At 45.6% G+C, this 18,621-nt stretch carries 13 protein-coding genes; 12 read left to right on the forward strand and 1 reads right to left on the reverse strand.

What is annotated here, in order from left to right:
* Nucleotides 1-19: 19 nt before the first annotated feature.
* The 3 genes from NQ536_RS02725 (at nt 20) to NQ536_RS02735 (ending at nt 4,563) form a co-directional block, all read left to right on the forward strand.
* Nucleotides 20-1,039: a S66 family peptidase gene (locus NQ536_RS02725; RefSeq protein WP_004851380.1), complete on the forward strand. Its 1,020-nt coding sequence runs from the start codon at nt 20-22 to the stop codon at nt 1,037-1,039.
* A gap of 467 nt (nt 1,040-1,506) precedes the next feature.
* Complete coding sequence (gene thrS, locus NQ536_RS02730) at nt 1,507-3,270, forward strand: threonine--tRNA ligase (protein ID WP_004851377.1); 1,764 nt, start codon at nt 1,507-1,509, stop codon at nt 3,268-3,270.
* 96 nt (nt 3,271-3,366) lie between these two features.
* On the forward strand, nt 3,367-4,563 hold the full coding sequence (locus NQ536_RS02735) for a hypothetical protein (RefSeq protein ID WP_044998071.1): 1,197 nt from the start codon (nt 3,367-3,369) through the stop codon (nt 4,561-4,563).
* A gap of 29 nt (nt 4,564-4,592) precedes the next feature.
* Here NQ536_RS02735 and NQ536_RS02740 read toward each other — a convergent pair whose 3' ends face one another.
* The gene (locus tag NQ536_RS02740) at nt 4,593-5,027 is read right to left on the reverse strand and encodes an RrF2 family transcriptional regulator (protein WP_004851374.1); all 435 of its coding nucleotides are present in this window, start codon (nt 5,025-5,027) and stop codon (nt 4,593-4,595) included.
* Between the two features lie 504 nt (nt 5,028-5,531).
* On the opposite strand from NQ536_RS02740, the gene NQ536_RS02745 reads away from it, so the two are divergent.
* The 9 genes from NQ536_RS02745 to NQ536_RS02785 all read left to right on the forward strand — a co-directional run bounded on the left by NQ536_RS02745 (nt 5,532) and on the right by NQ536_RS02785 (nt 18,592).
* Nucleotides 5,532-6,842, forward strand: a complete 1,311-nt coding sequence (locus tag NQ536_RS02745) for an O-acetylhomoserine aminocarboxypropyltransferase/cysteine synthase family protein (RefSeq protein WP_022058096.1) — start codon at nt 5,532-5,534, stop codon at nt 6,840-6,842.
* Between the two features lie 164 nt (nt 6,843-7,006).
* On the forward strand, nt 7,007-7,936 hold the full coding sequence (cysK, locus tag NQ536_RS02750) for a cysteine synthase A (RefSeq protein WP_004851367.1): 930 nt from the start codon (nt 7,007-7,009) through the stop codon (nt 7,934-7,936).
* A 197-nt stretch (nt 7,937-8,133) separates the two neighbouring features.
* On the forward strand, nt 8,134-9,201 hold the full coding sequence (locus tag NQ536_RS02755) for a Fic family protein (RefSeq protein ID WP_004851365.1): 1,068 nt from the start codon (nt 8,134-8,136) through the stop codon (nt 9,199-9,201).
* A gap of 32 nt (nt 9,202-9,233) precedes the next feature.
* Entirely contained in the window at nt 9,234-10,433 is a 1,200-nt protein-coding gene (locus NQ536_RS02760; protein WP_004851363.1) for a metallophosphoesterase, read from the forward strand.
* Nucleotides 10,434-10,788: 355 nt separating this feature from the next.
* Nucleotides 10,789-11,631, forward strand: coding sequence for a glutamate ligase domain-containing protein (locus NQ536_RS02765; protein ID WP_081445861.1), 843 nt, complete (start codon nt 10,789-10,791; stop codon nt 11,629-11,631).
* 166 nt (nt 11,632-11,797) lie between these two features.
* Nucleotides 11,798-12,823, forward strand: coding sequence for a lysylphosphatidylglycerol synthase transmembrane domain-containing protein (locus NQ536_RS02770; protein ID WP_004851358.1), 1,026 nt, complete (start codon nt 11,798-11,800; stop codon nt 12,821-12,823).
* A gap of 131 nt (nt 12,824-12,954) precedes the next feature.
* Entirely contained in the window at nt 12,955-15,741 is a 2,787-nt protein-coding gene (locus tag NQ536_RS02775) for a translation factor GTPase family protein (protein WP_004851356.1), read from the forward strand.
* Between the two features lie 338 nt (nt 15,742-16,079).
* Nucleotides 16,080-17,567: a glycerol kinase GlpK gene (glpK, locus tag NQ536_RS02780; RefSeq protein WP_044998069.1), complete on the forward strand. Its 1,488-nt coding sequence runs from the start codon at nt 16,080-16,082 to the stop codon at nt 17,565-17,567.
* Between the two features lie 59 nt (nt 17,568-17,626).
* Nucleotides 17,627-18,592: an ROK family protein gene (locus tag NQ536_RS02785; protein WP_004851353.1), complete on the forward strand. Its 966-nt coding sequence runs from the start codon at nt 17,627-17,629 to the stop codon at nt 18,590-18,592.
* Nucleotides 18,593-18,621 lie beyond the last annotated feature (29 nt).

Below are 18,621 nucleotides of genomic sequence, written 5' to 3' on the forward strand. Positions count from 1 at the left end.
GGATACCTGCAGATAATATATGAGATTTCCGAAATTTATAAAAAGGGGCGATACGATAGGTTTCGTTGCGCCATCATTTGGCTGTGATACAGAACCGTATAAGACTGCATTTGGCAGAGCGCAGGAGAACTTCAGGAATATGGGCTTTGGTATACAGATCGGGCCAAACTGTTATGTCGGAGAAGGCATAGGAATCAGCAATAAGCCAGAACTATGCGGGCAGGAGATAAATGACTATTACACATCGGAGAAGAACGATGCACTCATATCCTGCGGCGGCGGTGAGCTCATGTGTGAGATACTTAACTATATTGATTTTGACAGGCTGAGGGCAGCAGACCCTAAGTGGTTCATGGGATATTCGGACAATACAAACCTCACGTTCCTGCTCACCACTTTGTGCGATACGGCATCCATATATGGTCCGTGTGCGGCGGCATTTGGACAGGAGCCGTGGCACCGATCAGTTGCGGATGCTATGGCGGTCCTTCAGGGACAGAAACTGTCATTTGCAGGATACGACGGATGGGAGAAGGAGTCCCTCAGGGATGAAGAGCATCCATTCCTGCCGTACAACATCACGGAGCCGAGGGTGATAAAGGGCTATCCAGAGAAGTTCCAGGTGAGCGGGCGAATGATAGGTGGCTGCATGGATTGTCTGGTGAACCTTATAGGAACAAAGTTTGACCATGTTGGCGAATTCCTTGAGAGATATAAGGATGATGGATTTATCTGGTTTCTCGAGTCCTGCGATCTGAACGTTATGTCCATAAGACGTGCTATGTGGCAGATGGACAACGGAGGATGGTTCAGATACTGTAAGGGCTTTATGATCGGCAGACCGCTGCAGTTCGGACAGGAGATGATGGGCCTTGACCAATATCAGGCTGTGCTGGGAATCATAGGAAAATACAATGTGCCTGTTGTGATGGATGTGGATCTCGGACACCTGTCACCGATGATGCCTGTGGTATGCGGCAGCATGGGAACTCTTGTGGTGGACGGCCAGGATATGAGTCTTTCCATGGAGATGAGGTAGAGAGAAGTCTGTTGGCTGTTTGATTGGCTGAAAATGGTTGAAAAAATAAAGGCAAAAAAATAAAAAATACTATTGTGAAAAAAAATATATCGTGCTACACTAGGTGGCAGATATGACAAAGGCATAGACGGAAAGAGTAGTGTGATGGATGCATCCAGAGAGAGCTGCATATGTGGACCAGATATTAATCCTGAACATATGGTGGGAGCAGCTTATGATATATCACATGAAGACCACTCCCGAGCCGTGCGCGATATAAGCGTCACCGCGTAGCTGCGTTAAAGGCATAATTGAGTTAAAAGTTAAGGTGGAAACGTGCATACGCACCCTTAGATAGATTATATCTAGGGGTGCTTTTTTAGTTGTTACAGAAAGCTCATGTATAACCAGACGCCGGGCAGATATATTGATGTCTGCTGCGTCTGCAACGTATTTTCACTTTATAAGAAGTAAGAAGGAGAACTGACATGGTTAATTTCAAAGAAGACGAACAGCTTAAGACACTGAATCATTCCTGTGCACATCTTATGGCACAGGCTATCAAGCATTTGTACCCACAGGCAAAGTTCTGGGTAGGACCGGTAGTTGCAGAAGGATTCTACTATGATGTAGATCTCGGCGATGACGTTATCAGAGGCGAGGAAGATCTCGCAGCCATCGAGAAAGAGATGAAGAAGATTGCCAAGAGCGGCAAGAAGATCATCCGCAAGGAGATATCCAAGGAAGAAGCTCTTGAGATGTTCAAGGATGACGAGTACAAGCTCGATCTTATAAATGGACTTGAGGATGGAACGATCACATGCTATGAGCAGGGTGATTTCACAGACCTCTGCCGTGGACCTCACGTAGACAATGTAAAGCTTTGCCGTAACTTCAAGCTCATCAGACATTCAGGAGCTTACTGGAAGGGCGACAGCAAGAACAAGGTTCTCCAGAGAATATATGGCGTGTGCTTCCCTACAAAGGAGGAGCTTGAGGAGCATCTTCAGTTACTTGAGGAGGCAAAGGAGAGAGACCACAGAAAGATCGGCAAGGACATGCAGCTCTTCATGGTCGATGACCTTGTAGGACGTGGACTTCCAATGTTCCTTCCAAAGGGATATACAGTATGGCAGGAGCTTGAGAACTACATCAAGCGCAAGGAGAGAAAGCTTGGCTATCTCCACGTTATGACACCTTGTGTAGGTACAGTAAACCTCTACAAGACATCAGGTCACTGGGATCACTACAAGGACAACATGTTCCCGGCAATGGAGATGGAGGGAGAGTCATTTGTACTTCGTCCAATGAACTGCCCGCACCACATGATGATATATGCAAACAAGATGCACTCATATAAGGATCTTCCTATCAGGATCGCTGAGATCGCACACGACTTCAGATTTGAGGCAAGTGGTACACTCAAGGGTATTGAGAGAGGAAGACACTTCTGTCAGAACGATTCACATATATTTGTGACACCAGACCAGATCGAGGAAGAGTTTGCAGGAGTTGTTAAGCTCATATTTGACACATACAAGGATTTCGGAATCACAGATTACAGATGCGTACTGTCACTCCGTGACCCAGAGGACAAGGTAAAGTATCACGATGACGATGAGATGTGGAACAAAGCAGAGAATGCACTCAGAAGAGTTCTTGATGATATAGGAATCGATTACACAGAGGAGATCGGTGAGGCTGCATTCTACGGACCAAAGCTTGATGTAAATGTTAAGCCGGCCGTAGGAAATGAGTATACACTCTCGACATGTCAGCTTGACTTCTGTCTGCCAGCCAAGTTCGATCTGAAGTATATCGACAAGGACGGCGAGAAGAAGACCCCTGTAGTTCTCCACAGAGCTATCCTTGGATCTCTCGACAGATTCATGGCTTACATCCTTGAGGAGACAAAGGGCAATCTTCCAACATGGCTTGCACCTGTACAGGTAAGAGTTATGCCTGTAAAGACAGACAACGAGGATCTTATGGCTTATGCTCACAAGGTCGTTGATGCCCTTGATGCCATCGACGTTCGTGTAGAGCTTGATGACAGAGCAGAGAAGCTTGGTTATCGTATGCGTGAGGGTCAGGTTCAGAAGGTTCCATACCTTCTCGTAATCGGATTCAATGAGGCTGAGAACGGAACAGTATCATACAGACTTCACGGTGAGGCTGACACAACAGTTCTTCCACTTGACGAGTTCGTACAGAAGATCGACACAGAGATCAAGACAATGGCTCACAAGTAAGAGTGAAAATTTTACACCACAGGTTCACTTACCCTGTCCGCAAGGACAGGGTATTATTTTTTTGTAAATAAATGCGAGTGTGAGGGGGCACAGGATATGAGACAGGGATATAAGTTTATACGCGAGAGTGGCTGCAAGCATGACGATGATTATCTCGGTCATCTTTTTAACGATATTTTCTGCTGGACGAATGGCACATATAAGCTCTGCTATACACGCCCGGATATGGAGGCCGTGAACGGAGATAATATACTCGACATTGAGAATGGTGAGAATAAAATACTGTCATTTGACTATCATATGCAGCTCCTTGTAAGCAAGAGAAATAACCTGGAAAATACAGAAAAGGATAAGGCTGGAGATATCGAAGAAAACGATAGAGAGGTGTGGGAGACTCTGATAAATGCGGCGGCATACGACTTCCCAAATGTCCGGCAGCTCAAGACGGATATACGGACTATACTTGATTCAGACATGGAAGATGCCCAGATCGTGAGGAATAATAGCGGAGATCCGTACGAAAAAGTGCTGTGTCTTGGGACGGAGGGGACACATGTGGAGGATGGATATGTTCTCAGAAGGATAAAGAGATCCCCGGAGTGTGACAAGCCGGATCGGTATGAGCTGGAGATAGGAACAAATTGTGGGGTAGTTCCTGACAGTGCACATTTTTACCGTCTGATCGATCTGGACAGGGAGGATATCCGATGTCTGTATACATGCGTTACGAGATTCATAGAAAACGCTGAGGACTTGTATAATCACCGGCTGAAACTTCGCCGGGATAGAGAAAAGCATAACAAGAGAATTGATGGCGAAGTCCTGATGTGCATGGAGAACAGCTTTGAGCTTGTCACCGAAGGCGAAGAGCTGACCGGTATCGAATATTGGGATTTTAGAGGCGAAAAGCTGACAAAGGAATATAATGCGAGGGTATGGTCTATAGATGGCGATGCTGGCAGTATTGACCTGGGAAGTGGTGAAATGCTGTATATGGATCAGATATATTCCATAGATAAAAAAAGCCCCACCGAGGAAATGTTGTGCATGGGTGTGGAGGAGATAGCCGAGGATTTCTGTGACAGCATACTTGTGAAGACAGTGACGATGCTGGATGATTTCGGAACCATGGAGGTATATGATCTCTATGAAAAATATGGTGAATACATAGATAACAGGTATTATATGTACCGTGAGGAACACGGATTTGAGATGCCGGAAGATGTGTTCCTTGGGGAAGGCGTGAAGCCGTATGTTGAGGAGGTCATACGGCTGTTGAAGTCAAAAGTATAAAAAATATAACAAAAGCATGTATATATGATTTAAATGCAATAGTTATCTGCCGCCTCAGGTCTTTCTGCCACAAGGTCAGCGATGGTGGTGGTGTCTACCACGTCCCGGATCGCTTTGTCCAGTCTGCGCCAGAGACCTATGGTGGAGCATCTTGCCTCGCGGTCGCACTGGAATTCATCTGCATCAAGGCACGCAACAGGAGATATGCCGCCCTCAGTGAGCCTTAAAACCATTCCAACAGTTATGTCCTCCGGTGCTTTCCTTAGAAGATAGCCTCCCTGCGGTCCTCTGGTGCTCTTCACCAGCCCGCCGGAGTTCAGCATAGAAGTGATCTGCTCAAGGTATTTCTCGGATATTTCCTCCTGTGCGGCAACATCCTTGATGCTCACTGGCTTGCCGTCTGTCCTCGATGCTATATTTATAAGAAAACGCAGAGCGTAACGTCCTTTTGTGGATACTTTCATAATATAAACCTCCCAAATGCCTGTATTTACTGATGATTTTACATCATTTACATGTCTATTATAACATCTGAAAAAAAACAATCAAGATAATTCATAAAAAACCTATTGACAAAGTGGGAATTAGGCTGTAATATACAGCTATGCTTAATTCATAGTTTACGAGTAGGAATTATGTGAAAAGCAAAAATAATCACAGAAATGATACGATCAAGTCAAAGTTCAAAGACGAAAATCGAGAAAGAGGTGTTGATATGCTGGGAAGGACATTTAAACCACAGTACCTTAATGAAGATAGACGAATGTGTTGCATAGAAGTCATGTGTTGCTGCTGTTAAATCAAACACAGAACAAATAATCATGACACAGATATAAATAACAGATCATACATAATAGACAGAGAATAATAAAGAAGAGTATAATGCCACATGAGCTCATATACATGACAAGATGAATGGGCAGGTGCGCATGACAGATAAAATATTTGAATTTAAGGAGAATAAGATCATGGCAAAGAAGACAAGAGCAGAGAGAAATTTAAAGTTTGAGACATTACAGTTACACGTAGGACAGGAGACAGCAGACCCAGTTACGGATGCAAGAGCGGTACCAATCTACCAGACATCGTCATTCGTATTTCACAACTCACAGCATGCAGCTGACAGATTTGCACTCAAGGATGCCGGCAACATCTACGGAAGACTTACAAACCCAACAGAGGATGTATTCGAGAGAAGAATCGCAGCCCTCGAGGGTGGCGTTGCAGCATTGGCAGTTGGCTCAGGCGCAGCAGCAGTTACATATACAATTCAGAACCTTGCACTTGCAGGAGACCACATTGTAGCAGCAAAGAATATTTACGGCGGAACATACAATCTCCTTGCACATACACTCAAGGATTACAATGTAGATACAACATTCGTTGATCCACTTGATCCACAGGCATTTGAGGATGCTATCCAGGAGAACACAAAGGCCCTCTACATCGAGGTCCTTGGAAATCCTAACTCAGAGGTTTCAGATATCGAGACAATTGCAAAGATCGCTCACGCACACAAGATTCCACTTGTGATCGACAGCACATTTGCAACACCATACCTTGTAAGACCTATCGAGTACGGTGCGGACATCGTAGTTCACTCAGCGACAAAGTTCATTGGTGGACACGGAACAACTATCGGTGGCGTCATCATCGACAGCGGTAACTTCGACTGGAAGGCATCAGGCAAGTTCCCACAGCTCACTGAGCCAAATGAGAGCTACCACGGTGTAAGCTTTGTAGACGCAGCAGGTCCTGCAGCATTTGTCACAAGGATCAGAGCTATCCTTCTCCGTGACACAGGTGCTACGATCTCACCAATACACTCATGGATATTCCTTCAGGGACTTGAGACACTGTCACTCCGTGTTGAGAGACATGTATCAAATGCACTCAAGGTAGTTGAGTACCTGAACAACCATCCACTTGTTGAGAAGGTAAACCATCCTTCAGTATCCACAGATCCTGAGCAGCAGAGACTGTATAAGAAGTACTTCCCTAACGGCGGTGGTTCGATCTTCACATTTGAGATCAAGGGCGATGCAGAGACAGCCAAGAAGTTCATCGATAACCTGGAGATATTCTCACTTCTTGCAAATGTCGCTGATGTTAAGTCACTGGCTATCCACCCGGCATCAACAACTCACTCAGAGTTGAACGAGGCTGAGCTTATCGATCAGGGAATCAAGCAGAACACGATCAGACTTTCAATCGGTACTGAGAACATAGACGATATCATCGAGGATCTTGACGAGGCATTCAAGGCAATTCAGGAGTAATCGATATAAATAATGAATATACGACGGCGCTGGCTTTGGATGACATTTTGAATGACATGTTGAAGCCCAGCGTCGTTTAAAACAGACGGACAATGAGTAGAATATAAGAGAAGACTACAAATAGTGAACATAATAAATATCAGGAAAGGTAATGGTACGATAATATGAGTAATATATATAAGAGCGCAGCAGAGCTTATAGGTAAGACTCCACTTCTGGAGCTTTCAAACATAGAGAAGAAGAATGATCTCAAGGCAAATATCCTTGCGAAGCTGGAGTACTTTAACCCAGCAGGAAGTGTTAAGGACAGGATCGCATTCCAGATGATCGAGGATGCGGAGAAGGACGGCACACTTAAGCCGGGCGCAACCATCATCGAGCCTACATCAGGCAACACAGGTATCGGTCTTGCATCCATAGCAACAGCCAAGGGTTACAAGGCGATCATCGTTATGCCTGAGACCATGAGCGTTGAGAGACGTAACATCATCAAGGCATACGGTGCTGAGATAGTTCTCACAGACGGAACAAAGGGAATGAAGGGAGCCATCGCAAAGGCTGATGAGCTTTCAAAGGAGATCCCTGGCAGCTTTGTAGCTGGCCAGTTCGTAAATCCATCCAATCCAAAGGCACACAGACTCACAACTGGTCCTGAAATCTGGGAGGATACAGACGGAAAGGTAGATGTATTTGTAGCCGGTATCGGAACAGGTGGAACTATCACAGGCGTTGGCGAGTATCTGAAGGAGAAGAATCCAGATGTAAAGGTCATCGCTGTTGAGCCTGCCACATCACCAGTCCTCTCAAAGGGCGTTTCAGGAGCACACAAGATACAGGGAATCGGTGCAGGATTTGTTCCTGACACACTTAACACAAAGGTATATGACGAGATCATCGCCGTTGAGAATGATGACGCATTTGCAGCAGCAAAGGAAATCGCATCAGCAGAGGGAATCCTCGTAGGAATCTCATCAGGTGCAGCTTACTTTGCAGCAAAGCAGATCGCAGAGCGCCCTGAGTATGCAGGCAAGAACATCGTAGTACTTCTTCCAGACAGTGGAGACAGATATTACTCAACTCCGTTATTCGGCTAAATGGATATAAAGTAATTGCTGTGATATAGAATTTATACTAATGTAGCCCCGCCGCATTGGGATGATGCGGTGGGGTTTTGTGTGCAAAAATGTTGTATGATAATATACAAACAATGTAGTTCAAGTTATTGGAAACAAGTTCAAAATATGATATAATTGAACTTAAAAATATGGGATGAACTTGTAAGGAGATTTTTATGAGAAAGTTTAATTATAAGAATTTAGCTGAAAAATGCTGGGATAATGATATACTGCTTTTATGCTCAAGAATTCATGAGAGTAAGGGAAGGCAGGAGCTTTTTGTACGCCAGAAACCTGCACAACTTGAACGTTTGGTTGAAATATCCAAAATCCAAAGTACTGAGGCTTCCAATAGGATTGAAGGAATTGTCACAACAAGTACACGAATTAAGAAGTTGTTTGAGGAAAAGACAACTCCAAAGAACAGGGATGAAAAAGAGATTCTTGGTTATAGAGATGTGCTTAATACGATTCATGAAAGCCATGATTATATTGATGTAAGTCCAAATCACATTTTGCAGCTACATAGGGATTTGCTAAAGCATGCAGGAATAACTTATGGTGGCAGTTTTAAGAGTGTACAAAATTATATAAAGGAAACAAAGCCAGATGGGACGGAAGTGATAAGATTTATGCCGCTTGCACCATACGAGACGCCTGAGGCAATAGGACTGATATGTAAAAGTTACTGTGAAACCATTGCCTTAGAGATAGTGGATCCGCTTATTTTAATTCCGGCATTTATTTGTGACTTTCTGTGTATTCACCCATTTAATGATGGCAATGGAAGAATGAGTAGATTACTCACGTTACTTTTACTATATAAGAGCGGATATGAAGTTGGAAAATATATTAGTATTGAGAGACAAATAGAGAAGACTAAGGATGTTTATTATGATGTACTCCAGGAAATAGATCGTGGATGGCATGAAGAAATGAATGATCCGACACCGTTTATCAAGTATATGCTCCAGATGGTTCTTGCCTGTTATAAGGAATTTGAAGAGCGTGTAGGTATTATGGATGATGTGGGAGTAAAGAGTTCCACATATGATATAGTTAAGTCTTATGTTGATAATAAGCTTGGCAAGTTCACTGCTGCTGACGTGCTTGCAAATTGTCCTAGTGTTGGACGTACTTCTGTGTTTAATGCTCTTAAAAAATTAACTAGTGAGGGGTATGTTGAAAAACATGGGGAGAGACAAAAAGCTTTTTATGTAAAGAAAATGACCGGCCAATGGTAGTGTAAGAAAATATTTGTGGGGAGAACATACAAATGATGTGGGCATTTATTTTTATATTTATGTTTGCGGCGTTCATAGCCGCATGTATATATCTTATCACAAGGGTCAGAAAAATTGCATTGGTAGATAAGCTGGCGAAGGACAGAAAGTGGCTTAGCATTCTTATCAGTGCGCTGACCTGTGTTGTCTTCATAGTAGTTTTAAGTCTGGCTATGGGGTATATCAACGCAATCATAGTCACGATCTACATGATATTGTTCTGGCTTGTCTGTGAGTTCGCATTCTGGCTGGTGGGTAAGGTGAAGAACAGAATGAAATCAACGGCGGGTGAGACAACTGAGAGCAATATAATTAAGAACAATGCAGAGAGCAGCGTAAAACCTAAAAAAAGAAAGATATATTATGCAGGTGTGACCGCTATAATCATTACAATCGTATACATGTCGTGGGGCTGGTATCAGGCTCATAACGTGTGGCAGAAGGACTACACGATACATACCGACAAAGCGGTCGGCAGTATAAAGCTTGCGCTTATCGCAGATTCCCACACGGGAACAACATTTGACGGTGAGGGATTTGCAGAGCATGTGAAGGCGATACAGGCACAGGATCCTGATGCTGTGCTGATAGCAGGCGATTTTGTGGATGATGATACGAGCCTTATTGATATGAAGAAGTGTTGCGAGGCGCTTGGAACCCTGGACACTAAGTACGGCGTATATTATGTGTTTGGCAATCACGACAAGGGGTATTACGCATCCGAGCGCAGGGATTATGATGGAGATGATATCATAGCTGAGCTTGAGAAGAATGGAGTTGCAGTACTTCAGGACGAGACTGTGCTGCTGGGCGACAGCTTTTACATAATAGGCAGACAGGATCTGTCCGAGGTGACGGACCGCGGCGGCAGCAGAGCTGACATAGAGGATCTGGTGAAGGATCTTGACGATGACAAATATCAGATAGTCATGGATCACCAGCCTGCGGATTATGCAAATGAGAAGGCGTCGGGAGTTGATCTTGTACTTTCGGGACATACTCATGGTGGTCAGCTGTTTCTCATAAAACTGTTTCAGGAGATAACAGGCATGGGAGGAAATGACCAGATATATGGTCTGGAGAATATAGATGGCTCGGATTTCATCGTGACATCAGGAATATCTGATTGGGCGATCAAGTTCAAGACGGGGTGCAGGTCAGAGTATGTGATAATAGATATTCAAGGGAAGTGATCTACAAATATTAATCTTGCAGAAACGATGAAATCATAGTCATTGAATAGGATAAATATGAAAAGTATGTGAAACATACCATAAAGGGGTTGCACATGGAGTCCACTCCAGTGTTATAGTTAAGATATCTTAATTAGCTGTAATTGTCAGAATAGAAATATGACAGTTGCAGCTTGTTTGGATATCTTATTTTTATGTCTGAATGGGCTCTAAGTTTAATGTGTGTGGTAAAAATCACAGTAAGACAAAATAAAATGGAGCATGGTTCAGGAAAGGACATATACATTATGGGAAAAAAACTTGATATGCTAGTGGAATTTTTTAAGGCAGAGGATCTGATAGTTGGCATGCAGACATGGGCGAATACCTTGCCTGTAAAGTGGCTATGTTCAGGCAGTGTGATACGGTAATAATCAACAGGGATACCAACATGTATGACCGTGTGCGGGAGTCAGTTCCGGAAGGCGTGAAGGTGATTCTGTTTGGACAGAAACAGTATGATCATGACCCGGCAGATGCCGTGATAGGAAATGTGCAGATGGGAATGTCTGGACTTACATTTGAGCTTTCCTACAGAGGAAGAACTGATACTATACATACAAACCTGGTTGGAAAATTTAACGCTGAGAATATAACGGCTGCAGCACTGGCTGCTCTTGAGCTGGGGGTGGATATTGATACAGTTAAGAGTTCGGTTAAGGAGCTTTTTATCCCAGGACGATTGAATTTTGTTGAGGCGAATGGAAGACACGTTATCATAGATTATGCGCACAATCATATGAGCTATAGCAGTCTTTTCCGGACCATCAGAAGTATATATCCAACTGACAGACTTACGGCATTGGTTGGTGCTATGGGAGACAAGGCATTTGGCAGAAGGCGGGAGGCTGGGCAGATGACAAATGTATATGCAGACCGGGTGGTGATAACAGAGCAGGATTCAGGCAGTGAGCATCCGGCGAAGATTGGCAGTGAGATAGCCAGATATGTGCATAAACTATGTAAGATAGTGCCAAGACGTGAGGCTGCGATCAGGTATATACTTGATAAGTCTGATCCTGGAGATGTGATCGTTCTCACAGGAAAGGGAGCTGAGAAAACACTGCGTGTTGGAAGAAATTCCGTGAGACCGTATGCCGGCGATCTGGAGATAGTGAAAGCGTGGCTTCGTACAGATATGACAATAGATGCAAAATAAAGCTGATTATGCTTGTATTTTTTTCGTTAGATTGTTAATCTATTGTACGAAACAGGAGATCAGCCGCCACGGCAGCAGCTGATTGCCGGTGCATTTAAGATAGTGGGCAGATTGGGATAAGACTGATCTGAATGAATTGATATTAGGGGAAAAGGGATATAAGACTATGAAAAAACTATCAGATAGACAGAAAACACTTATAAAATGGTTGTGTGTGCTGGTGCTGGTCGGACTTATCATATATGTGTTCCGTGACATGGCAGGTCCTATAATGTCGCAGCTTGTAAAGACAAGTCCTGTGGTCGTGGCAGCTATTCTCGGAGCGACGCTTTTATACGGAGTGATAGAGAGCTGCATAACGTTTATCCTCATGCGACAGGTGGAGAACAATATGACATTTTTCGATGCAAATATTATGACGTATTTTGTGTCATTTTACAGGGTGTCAACGCTTGGAAGCGGTACCATAGTGGCATCCACATTGTTCATGAAACACTGCGGAATACAGCCGTCGAAAGCGCTTGGTCTGTACTCTATTGATTATGCGATACACAAAATGACCATATGCGTTATGGCGGTGGCATTGTTTCTTGCAAACAGAGAATATATGCTTGGAGTATTCGGCAAATACAGTTCATATGTTGTCCTTGGAGTTATAGCGACCATACTCATAACGGTGGCGATAGTGCTCTTTGCGTGCTGGCCACCGTTTCACAGATTTCTCAGATGGCTTCTCGAAAAAGCTAATGCTTTGTTTAAAGGGCGATTTGCAAAGCTGATTGACAGTTTAAGTGAGCAGACAGCTATGATGGAGGATGCCACCAGGGTTGTACTTAAGAAACCGTGGCTTATAGTGGTAGTCATGCTGCTTGATATATGCAAGTTCGCGTGCTGGTTTGCCATACCTTATATAGTGTGTCACAACCTGTGTGATATGAATATTGTCACGTCAATAGGTATAACAGCCATGAGTGTCATGCTGGCGGCAGTCATTCCTATGCCGGGCGGGATCGGGTCAAGTGAGCTTGTTATGACAGCGATCTATTCGGGACTTGTTGGTTCTGCTGCAGCCGGAGCCATGGCACTTCTCTATAGATTTGCCACATTTATGTTCCCATTTATCATAGGCGCATTTACAGCCATATTCTTCAAGAGGTTCAAGAGATATAAGGCGGCGCAGAATGAAAAATAGGGAATCTGGTATGGCGGATACAGACTCATAGCTGAACCAATAAATGAGTTTATAAAGAATCGATATATATCAATGGTTAGCAAGATGCGTGGCGGGTGATATATATCGGCTGGTGAAGGGAAAAGATACATATGAAGAACATAGTCGCGGGCATACTGGCCCACGTTGATTCAGGCAAGACCACACTCTCCGAGGCGATGCTATACCAGACTGGACGTATCAGAAAGCTTGGACGTGTGGATCATCAGGATACATACCTTGACACGGACAGTCAGGAAAAGGACAGAGGAATAACCATATTTTCAAAGCAGGCGGAGCTTACCTATGAGGACATGCATATAGCTTTGCTTGACACTCCGGGGCATGTGGATTTCGGCACGGAGATGGAGAGGACACTGCAGGTTCTTGATTATGCGGTTCTGGTCATCAATGGCATGGACGGAGTGCAGAGCCACACGGAGACACTGTGGAAACTGCTTGAGAGATATGAGATTCCTGTATTTATATTTGTAAATAAGATGGACATGACGGGGTATGACAGGGAGTATCTCATGGACAATATCAGACACAGACTGAGTGATGGCTGTGTCGATTTTTTATGTGAAGATGCTGGTGAACACATAGCCATGTGCGATGAGAATATGCTAGAGAGATTCCTCGAGACCGGGGAAAACCGGGAAGATGACATAGCTAAGGCTGTGGCAGACAGAAAGCTGTTTCCTTGTTATTTTGGTTCGGCACTTAAAAATGATGGTGTGGCTGAGCTGCTGGATGGAATGAACAGATATGTGACGGAGCCTCGGCGAACGGATGAATTTGGAGCCAGGGTATTTAAAATCGGCCGTGATGACAAAGGAGAGAGGCTGACCTATATGAAGATCACAGGGGGAACCCTGAGACTAAAGGATGTACTCACGCTTACAGGCAGACAAGGCGAGGAAACACTTGAAAAGGTAAATCAGATAAGGGTATACTCCGGTGCAAAGTATGACATGGTGGATCATGTCACTGCGGGCTGTGTATGTGCTGTTCCGGGACTGGTGAATACCTACGGCAGACAGGGAATCGGTGCCTGCCCGGATGGAGAGCTTCCAAGTCTGGAGCCGGTTCTCAGCTATAAGGTTATGTACCCGACTGATGTGGATGCGGTCACGATGGTGTCAAAGCTCAGACAGCTTGAGGAAGAGGATCCATTGCTGCAGGTGCAGTGGAATGAGGCAGCCGGTGAGATATACATCAAGGTCATGGGACAGGTGCAGCTGGAGGTTGTGGCGCAGATGGTCAGAGACAGATTTGGCATAGCCATCACGTACGGTCAGGGCAGGATAACATACAAAGAGACGATCGCAGCTCCGGTCATGGGAGTGGGACATTTTGAACCGCTCAGACACTATGCTGAAGTACATTTGCTGCTTGAACCTATGGAAAATGGCAGCGGTATGTGCTTTGACAGCATTTGCAGCGAGGATGTGCTGGACAAGAACTGGCAGAGATTGATCCTGACTCATCTACAGGAAAGGGAATTCAGAGGGGTGCTGACGGGATCCCCGATCACGGATATGAAGATAACTATCACCGCAGGCAGGGCACATCAGAAACACACTGAGGGCGGAGATTTCAGGCAGGCGACATACAGGGCTGTGAGACAGGGACTTATGATGGCGGAAAGTGTCTTGCTTGAACCTGTGTATGCATTTAAAATAGAGGTGCCGCAGGAGTATGCGGGCAGAGTGCTTGCTGACATAGTGAAGATGAGCGGCAGCATGGACGGACAGGAGATCGCAGGCGAGACAACGGTTATCACTGGACATGCTCCGGTATACACTATGAGAGAGTATTACAGTGAGCTCACGGCATTTTCTAGAGGTACAGGCAGGCTTCAGGTGGATATAGACGGCTATCAGCCATGCCACAACACCGAAGAGGTTCTGGCTGAGAGACATTATGATCCTGAGCTTGACAGGTTTAATCCATCATCATCGGTATTCTGTGCCCACGGTGCAGGTTATCTGGTCGACTGGTACGATGTGTATGAGAACATGCATGTGAAGGAGGATCCGGGATTTGAGATCTCAGGTCAGCTGGGGTATACAGAGGATGGCGATGTTACGGATATTCCTGTGAACAGGCCGGGAAAGAGCGTGTCGGATATGTCCATCACGGACGAGGAACTCAGCGAGATATTTGCAAGGACATTTGGCGGAGATTACAAGGATAAGGATGTGGCACTGAACGGAAGATTCAGGAGAACTACATCTGAGTATAAGGTAAATGGAACTTCCAGCAGAGGAAGTGACGGCACAGCCGGAGGCGGCGCGTCTGCTGGTACGGCAGGAGATTCTTCAAATTCGGGATATCGTGGAAATGGACAGTATAATAAGAGTCAGTCCAGAGACAGACAGCCCGGGAATGGGCCTGTCGTGGGCAGCAGGCCAGCCGACAGAGGGATAGCAACACCTGGAGCATTCAAGCGCAGAAAGAGTGGCGAGGACTATGTCATAGTGGATGGTTATAACGTCATATTTGCGTGGGATACACTTCGGGAACTGTCGGAGCACAATATAGACTCCGCGAGAGGTAAGCTCATGGATATCCTGTCGAACTATCAGGGATATATGAACTGTCATCTGATAGTGGTATTTGACGGCTACAAGGTGAAGGATAATAAGGGGGAGAGATTCCCATATGACGATATAGAGGTAGTGTACACAAAAGAGGGCGAGACCGCCGATGCGCACATAGAAAAGCTCACACATGAGCTTGCGAGAAAGCATAAGGTCACTGTGGTCACATCGGACGGACTGGAGCAGATAGTCACCATGGGACAGGGTGCGATCCGCATGTCTTCAAGAGACTTCAAACTAGAGGTCGAGAGAGTGAACGAACATTTGAGAGAGAATTATCTGAAAAACGATTGAGAAAATTTGATCAAAACAATTAAGCTGAACTATTTGATTCTGGCTTATTTGATAGATACTTAAAAGGAAGAAGGTTAAAAGGTTTGTCAGGGCAAAATTGCCCGACGGACCATACATAATTACGGAGAACAGCGAGGTTTAACAGTGTATATAAACCAAGCTGATGGGTATGCCTTCGCAGGGGCATTTGAGCCCGCCGGTCCTTAGATGGTGCGCTAAGCAGCATCTTAGTACCGCTGCAGGGCGAAACGAGCGGGAGCGTCCCCTGAGAAGGCATACCCATCAGTTTGGTTGCAAAACACTAGAACCGAGCGTCCGTGAATCAGAAGGAGGGCAATTTGGCAGATTATATAATGGCGCTGGATCAGGGAACGACCAGCTCAAGGGCGATAATATTTGATAAGGAAGGCAGGATATGCTCGGTGAAGCAGAAGGAGTTCACCCAGCATTTCCCGAATAACGGCTGGGTGGAGCATGACCCTATGGAGATATGGGCAACCCAGATGTCGGTGATGATGGAGGCGAGGGAGACCATGGGAATCCGCACCGAGGACATAGCCGCAATAGGAATCACCAACCAGAGAGAGACAACCATAGTGTGGGATCGAAAGACCGGCAATCCGGTGTATCACGCCATAGTGTGGCAGTGCAGGAGAACTGCGGACAGGATAGAGCAGCTTAAGGCTGAAGAATATGACAAGGTGATAAGGGAGAAAACGGGACTGATAGTTGATCCGTATTTCTCTGCAACGAAGATAGAGTGGATACTTGACAATGTGCCGGGAGCCAGGGAACGCGCAGAGGCAGGGGAGCTGATGTTCGGAACAGTTGACACATGGCTTATATACAAGCTCACAGGCGGAAGGGTTCACGCAACGGACTACACAAACGCATCGCGTACCATGCTTTTCAACATTCACACACTGGAGTGGGACAGGGAATTACTTGCAAAGTTCAACATCCCGGAGAGCATGCTTCCGGCAGTGAGAAATTCCAGTGAGATATACGGATACACGGACAGAGAGATATTTGGCGGTGAGGTGCCTATAGCGGGAGTTGCCGGAGACCAGCAGGCTGCGCTGTTCGGGCAGTGCTGCTTTGAGGCCGGAGATGTGAAGAACACCTACGGAACAGGTTGTTTCCTCCTCATGAATACGGGGGATAAGGCAGTTGACTCGCAGCAGGGACTTCTCACCACCATAGCCATAGGACTTGACGGAAAAGTCAGCTATGCGCTTGAGGGAAGTGTGTTTGTGGCTGGAGCAGCCATCAAGTGGCTCAGGGATGAGATGAAGCTCATAGACAGTGCGGCGGATACTGAGCGTATTGCTCTGTCGGTGCCGGACAGTAATGGTGTATATGTGGTACCTGCGTTTACTGGCCTTGGCGCTCCTTACTGGGATGCGTACGCCAGAGGGGCAGTGTTCGGCCTCACAAGAGGAACCAATAAGGCACATTTTGTCAGGGCGACAGTCGAATCACTGGCATATGAGACATCGGATGTTCTTGCGGCTATGGAGATGGATGCAGGACTTCCTATCACAAGCCTTCGAGTGGACGGCGGTGCAAGTGCCAACAACTTCCTGATGCAGTTCCAGGCAGATATAGAGAATGCCGAGATAGTGCGGCCTGTGATCACGGAGACAACAGCTCTGGGTGCTGCATATCTGGCCGGACTTGCTGTTGGCTACTATGACAGCCTGGATGAGATCAAGGGCTATTGGAAGGCTGACAGAAGATTTAAGCCGGGGATAACCGAGGATAAGAGGGAGACTCTTCTTGCAGGCTGGAAGGATGCTGTGGAGAGAACGAGAGTGACAAGGTGAATATAAAAATATATATAGAAAGAAAAAACAATGGGTAATGAGAAAAACAGGAGGGATTTATGTATTTAGTATTTGATGTAGGGGCAACATTTATAAAGTATGCGTTAATGGACGATGAGGGCAATATATCGGGAAAGGGTAAGACTCCAACCGACAGATATGCCGAGGCTGGAACTCCGGCATTTGTGGCGCAGATCAAGAGGGTGTATGACGAGAAAGTACTGGATTGTGACATAACAGGAATTGCCATGGGGCTTCCTGGACAGATAGATGTTGAGCGCGGCATAGTGTACGGCGGTGGCGGGATCAAGTATCTTGATGGTGCACATCTTGGTAATCTCATATCAGAGGCATGCGGCGGTGTGCCTGTAGCCCTTGAGAACGATGGCAAATGTGCGGCTCTCGCAGAGGTGTGGCTGGGCAATGCCAGCACGGCCACAAATGCAGCAGTCGTTGTCGTGGGTACAGGAATCGGCGGTGGAATAATCATCGACAGAAAGATCCACAGGGGCAAGAGACTTCTTGCTGGTGAATTGTCATATGCACTCATGAATATGACAAGAGAAGAGGCGAATAATGTCAGATGCTGTGAAGAGCTGACTGTCGAGGAGACATTTGAATACAACCCGTTCATGGTAACATCAACTTGTACTGCAAGCTCAATTACATACAAGGCATCCAAGATCATGCATATGAAGCCTGAGGAGGTGTCCGGTGAGATGGTATATCAGTGGATTGATGAGGGCAATCAGGAGATCATAGATATGGTTGAGGATTCATACTTCTCCATAGCAAAGCTCTGCTGTAATCTGTACATGACGATCGATCCGGATGTCATACTTATCGGAGGTGGAATGAGTGCCAACCCGAACTTTGTTCCGGGGGTTAAGAGGTATGTGGACAAGATAAGAAAGATGACCAAGACCTACGATGGTATGGTTATCGACACATGCAAGTTCCGCAATGACTCGAATCTTCTTGGCGCACTTTACAACTATAAGCAGAAGTATGAGGGCGTGAAATAAAGGCTGGTAATATTATAAATAAAATATGG

Origin of the sequence: Coprococcus eutactus, assembly GCF_025149915.1 — a bacterium.
Taxonomy (GTDB): domain Bacteria; phylum Bacillota; class Clostridia; order Lachnospirales; family Lachnospiraceae; genus Coprococcus; species Coprococcus eutactus.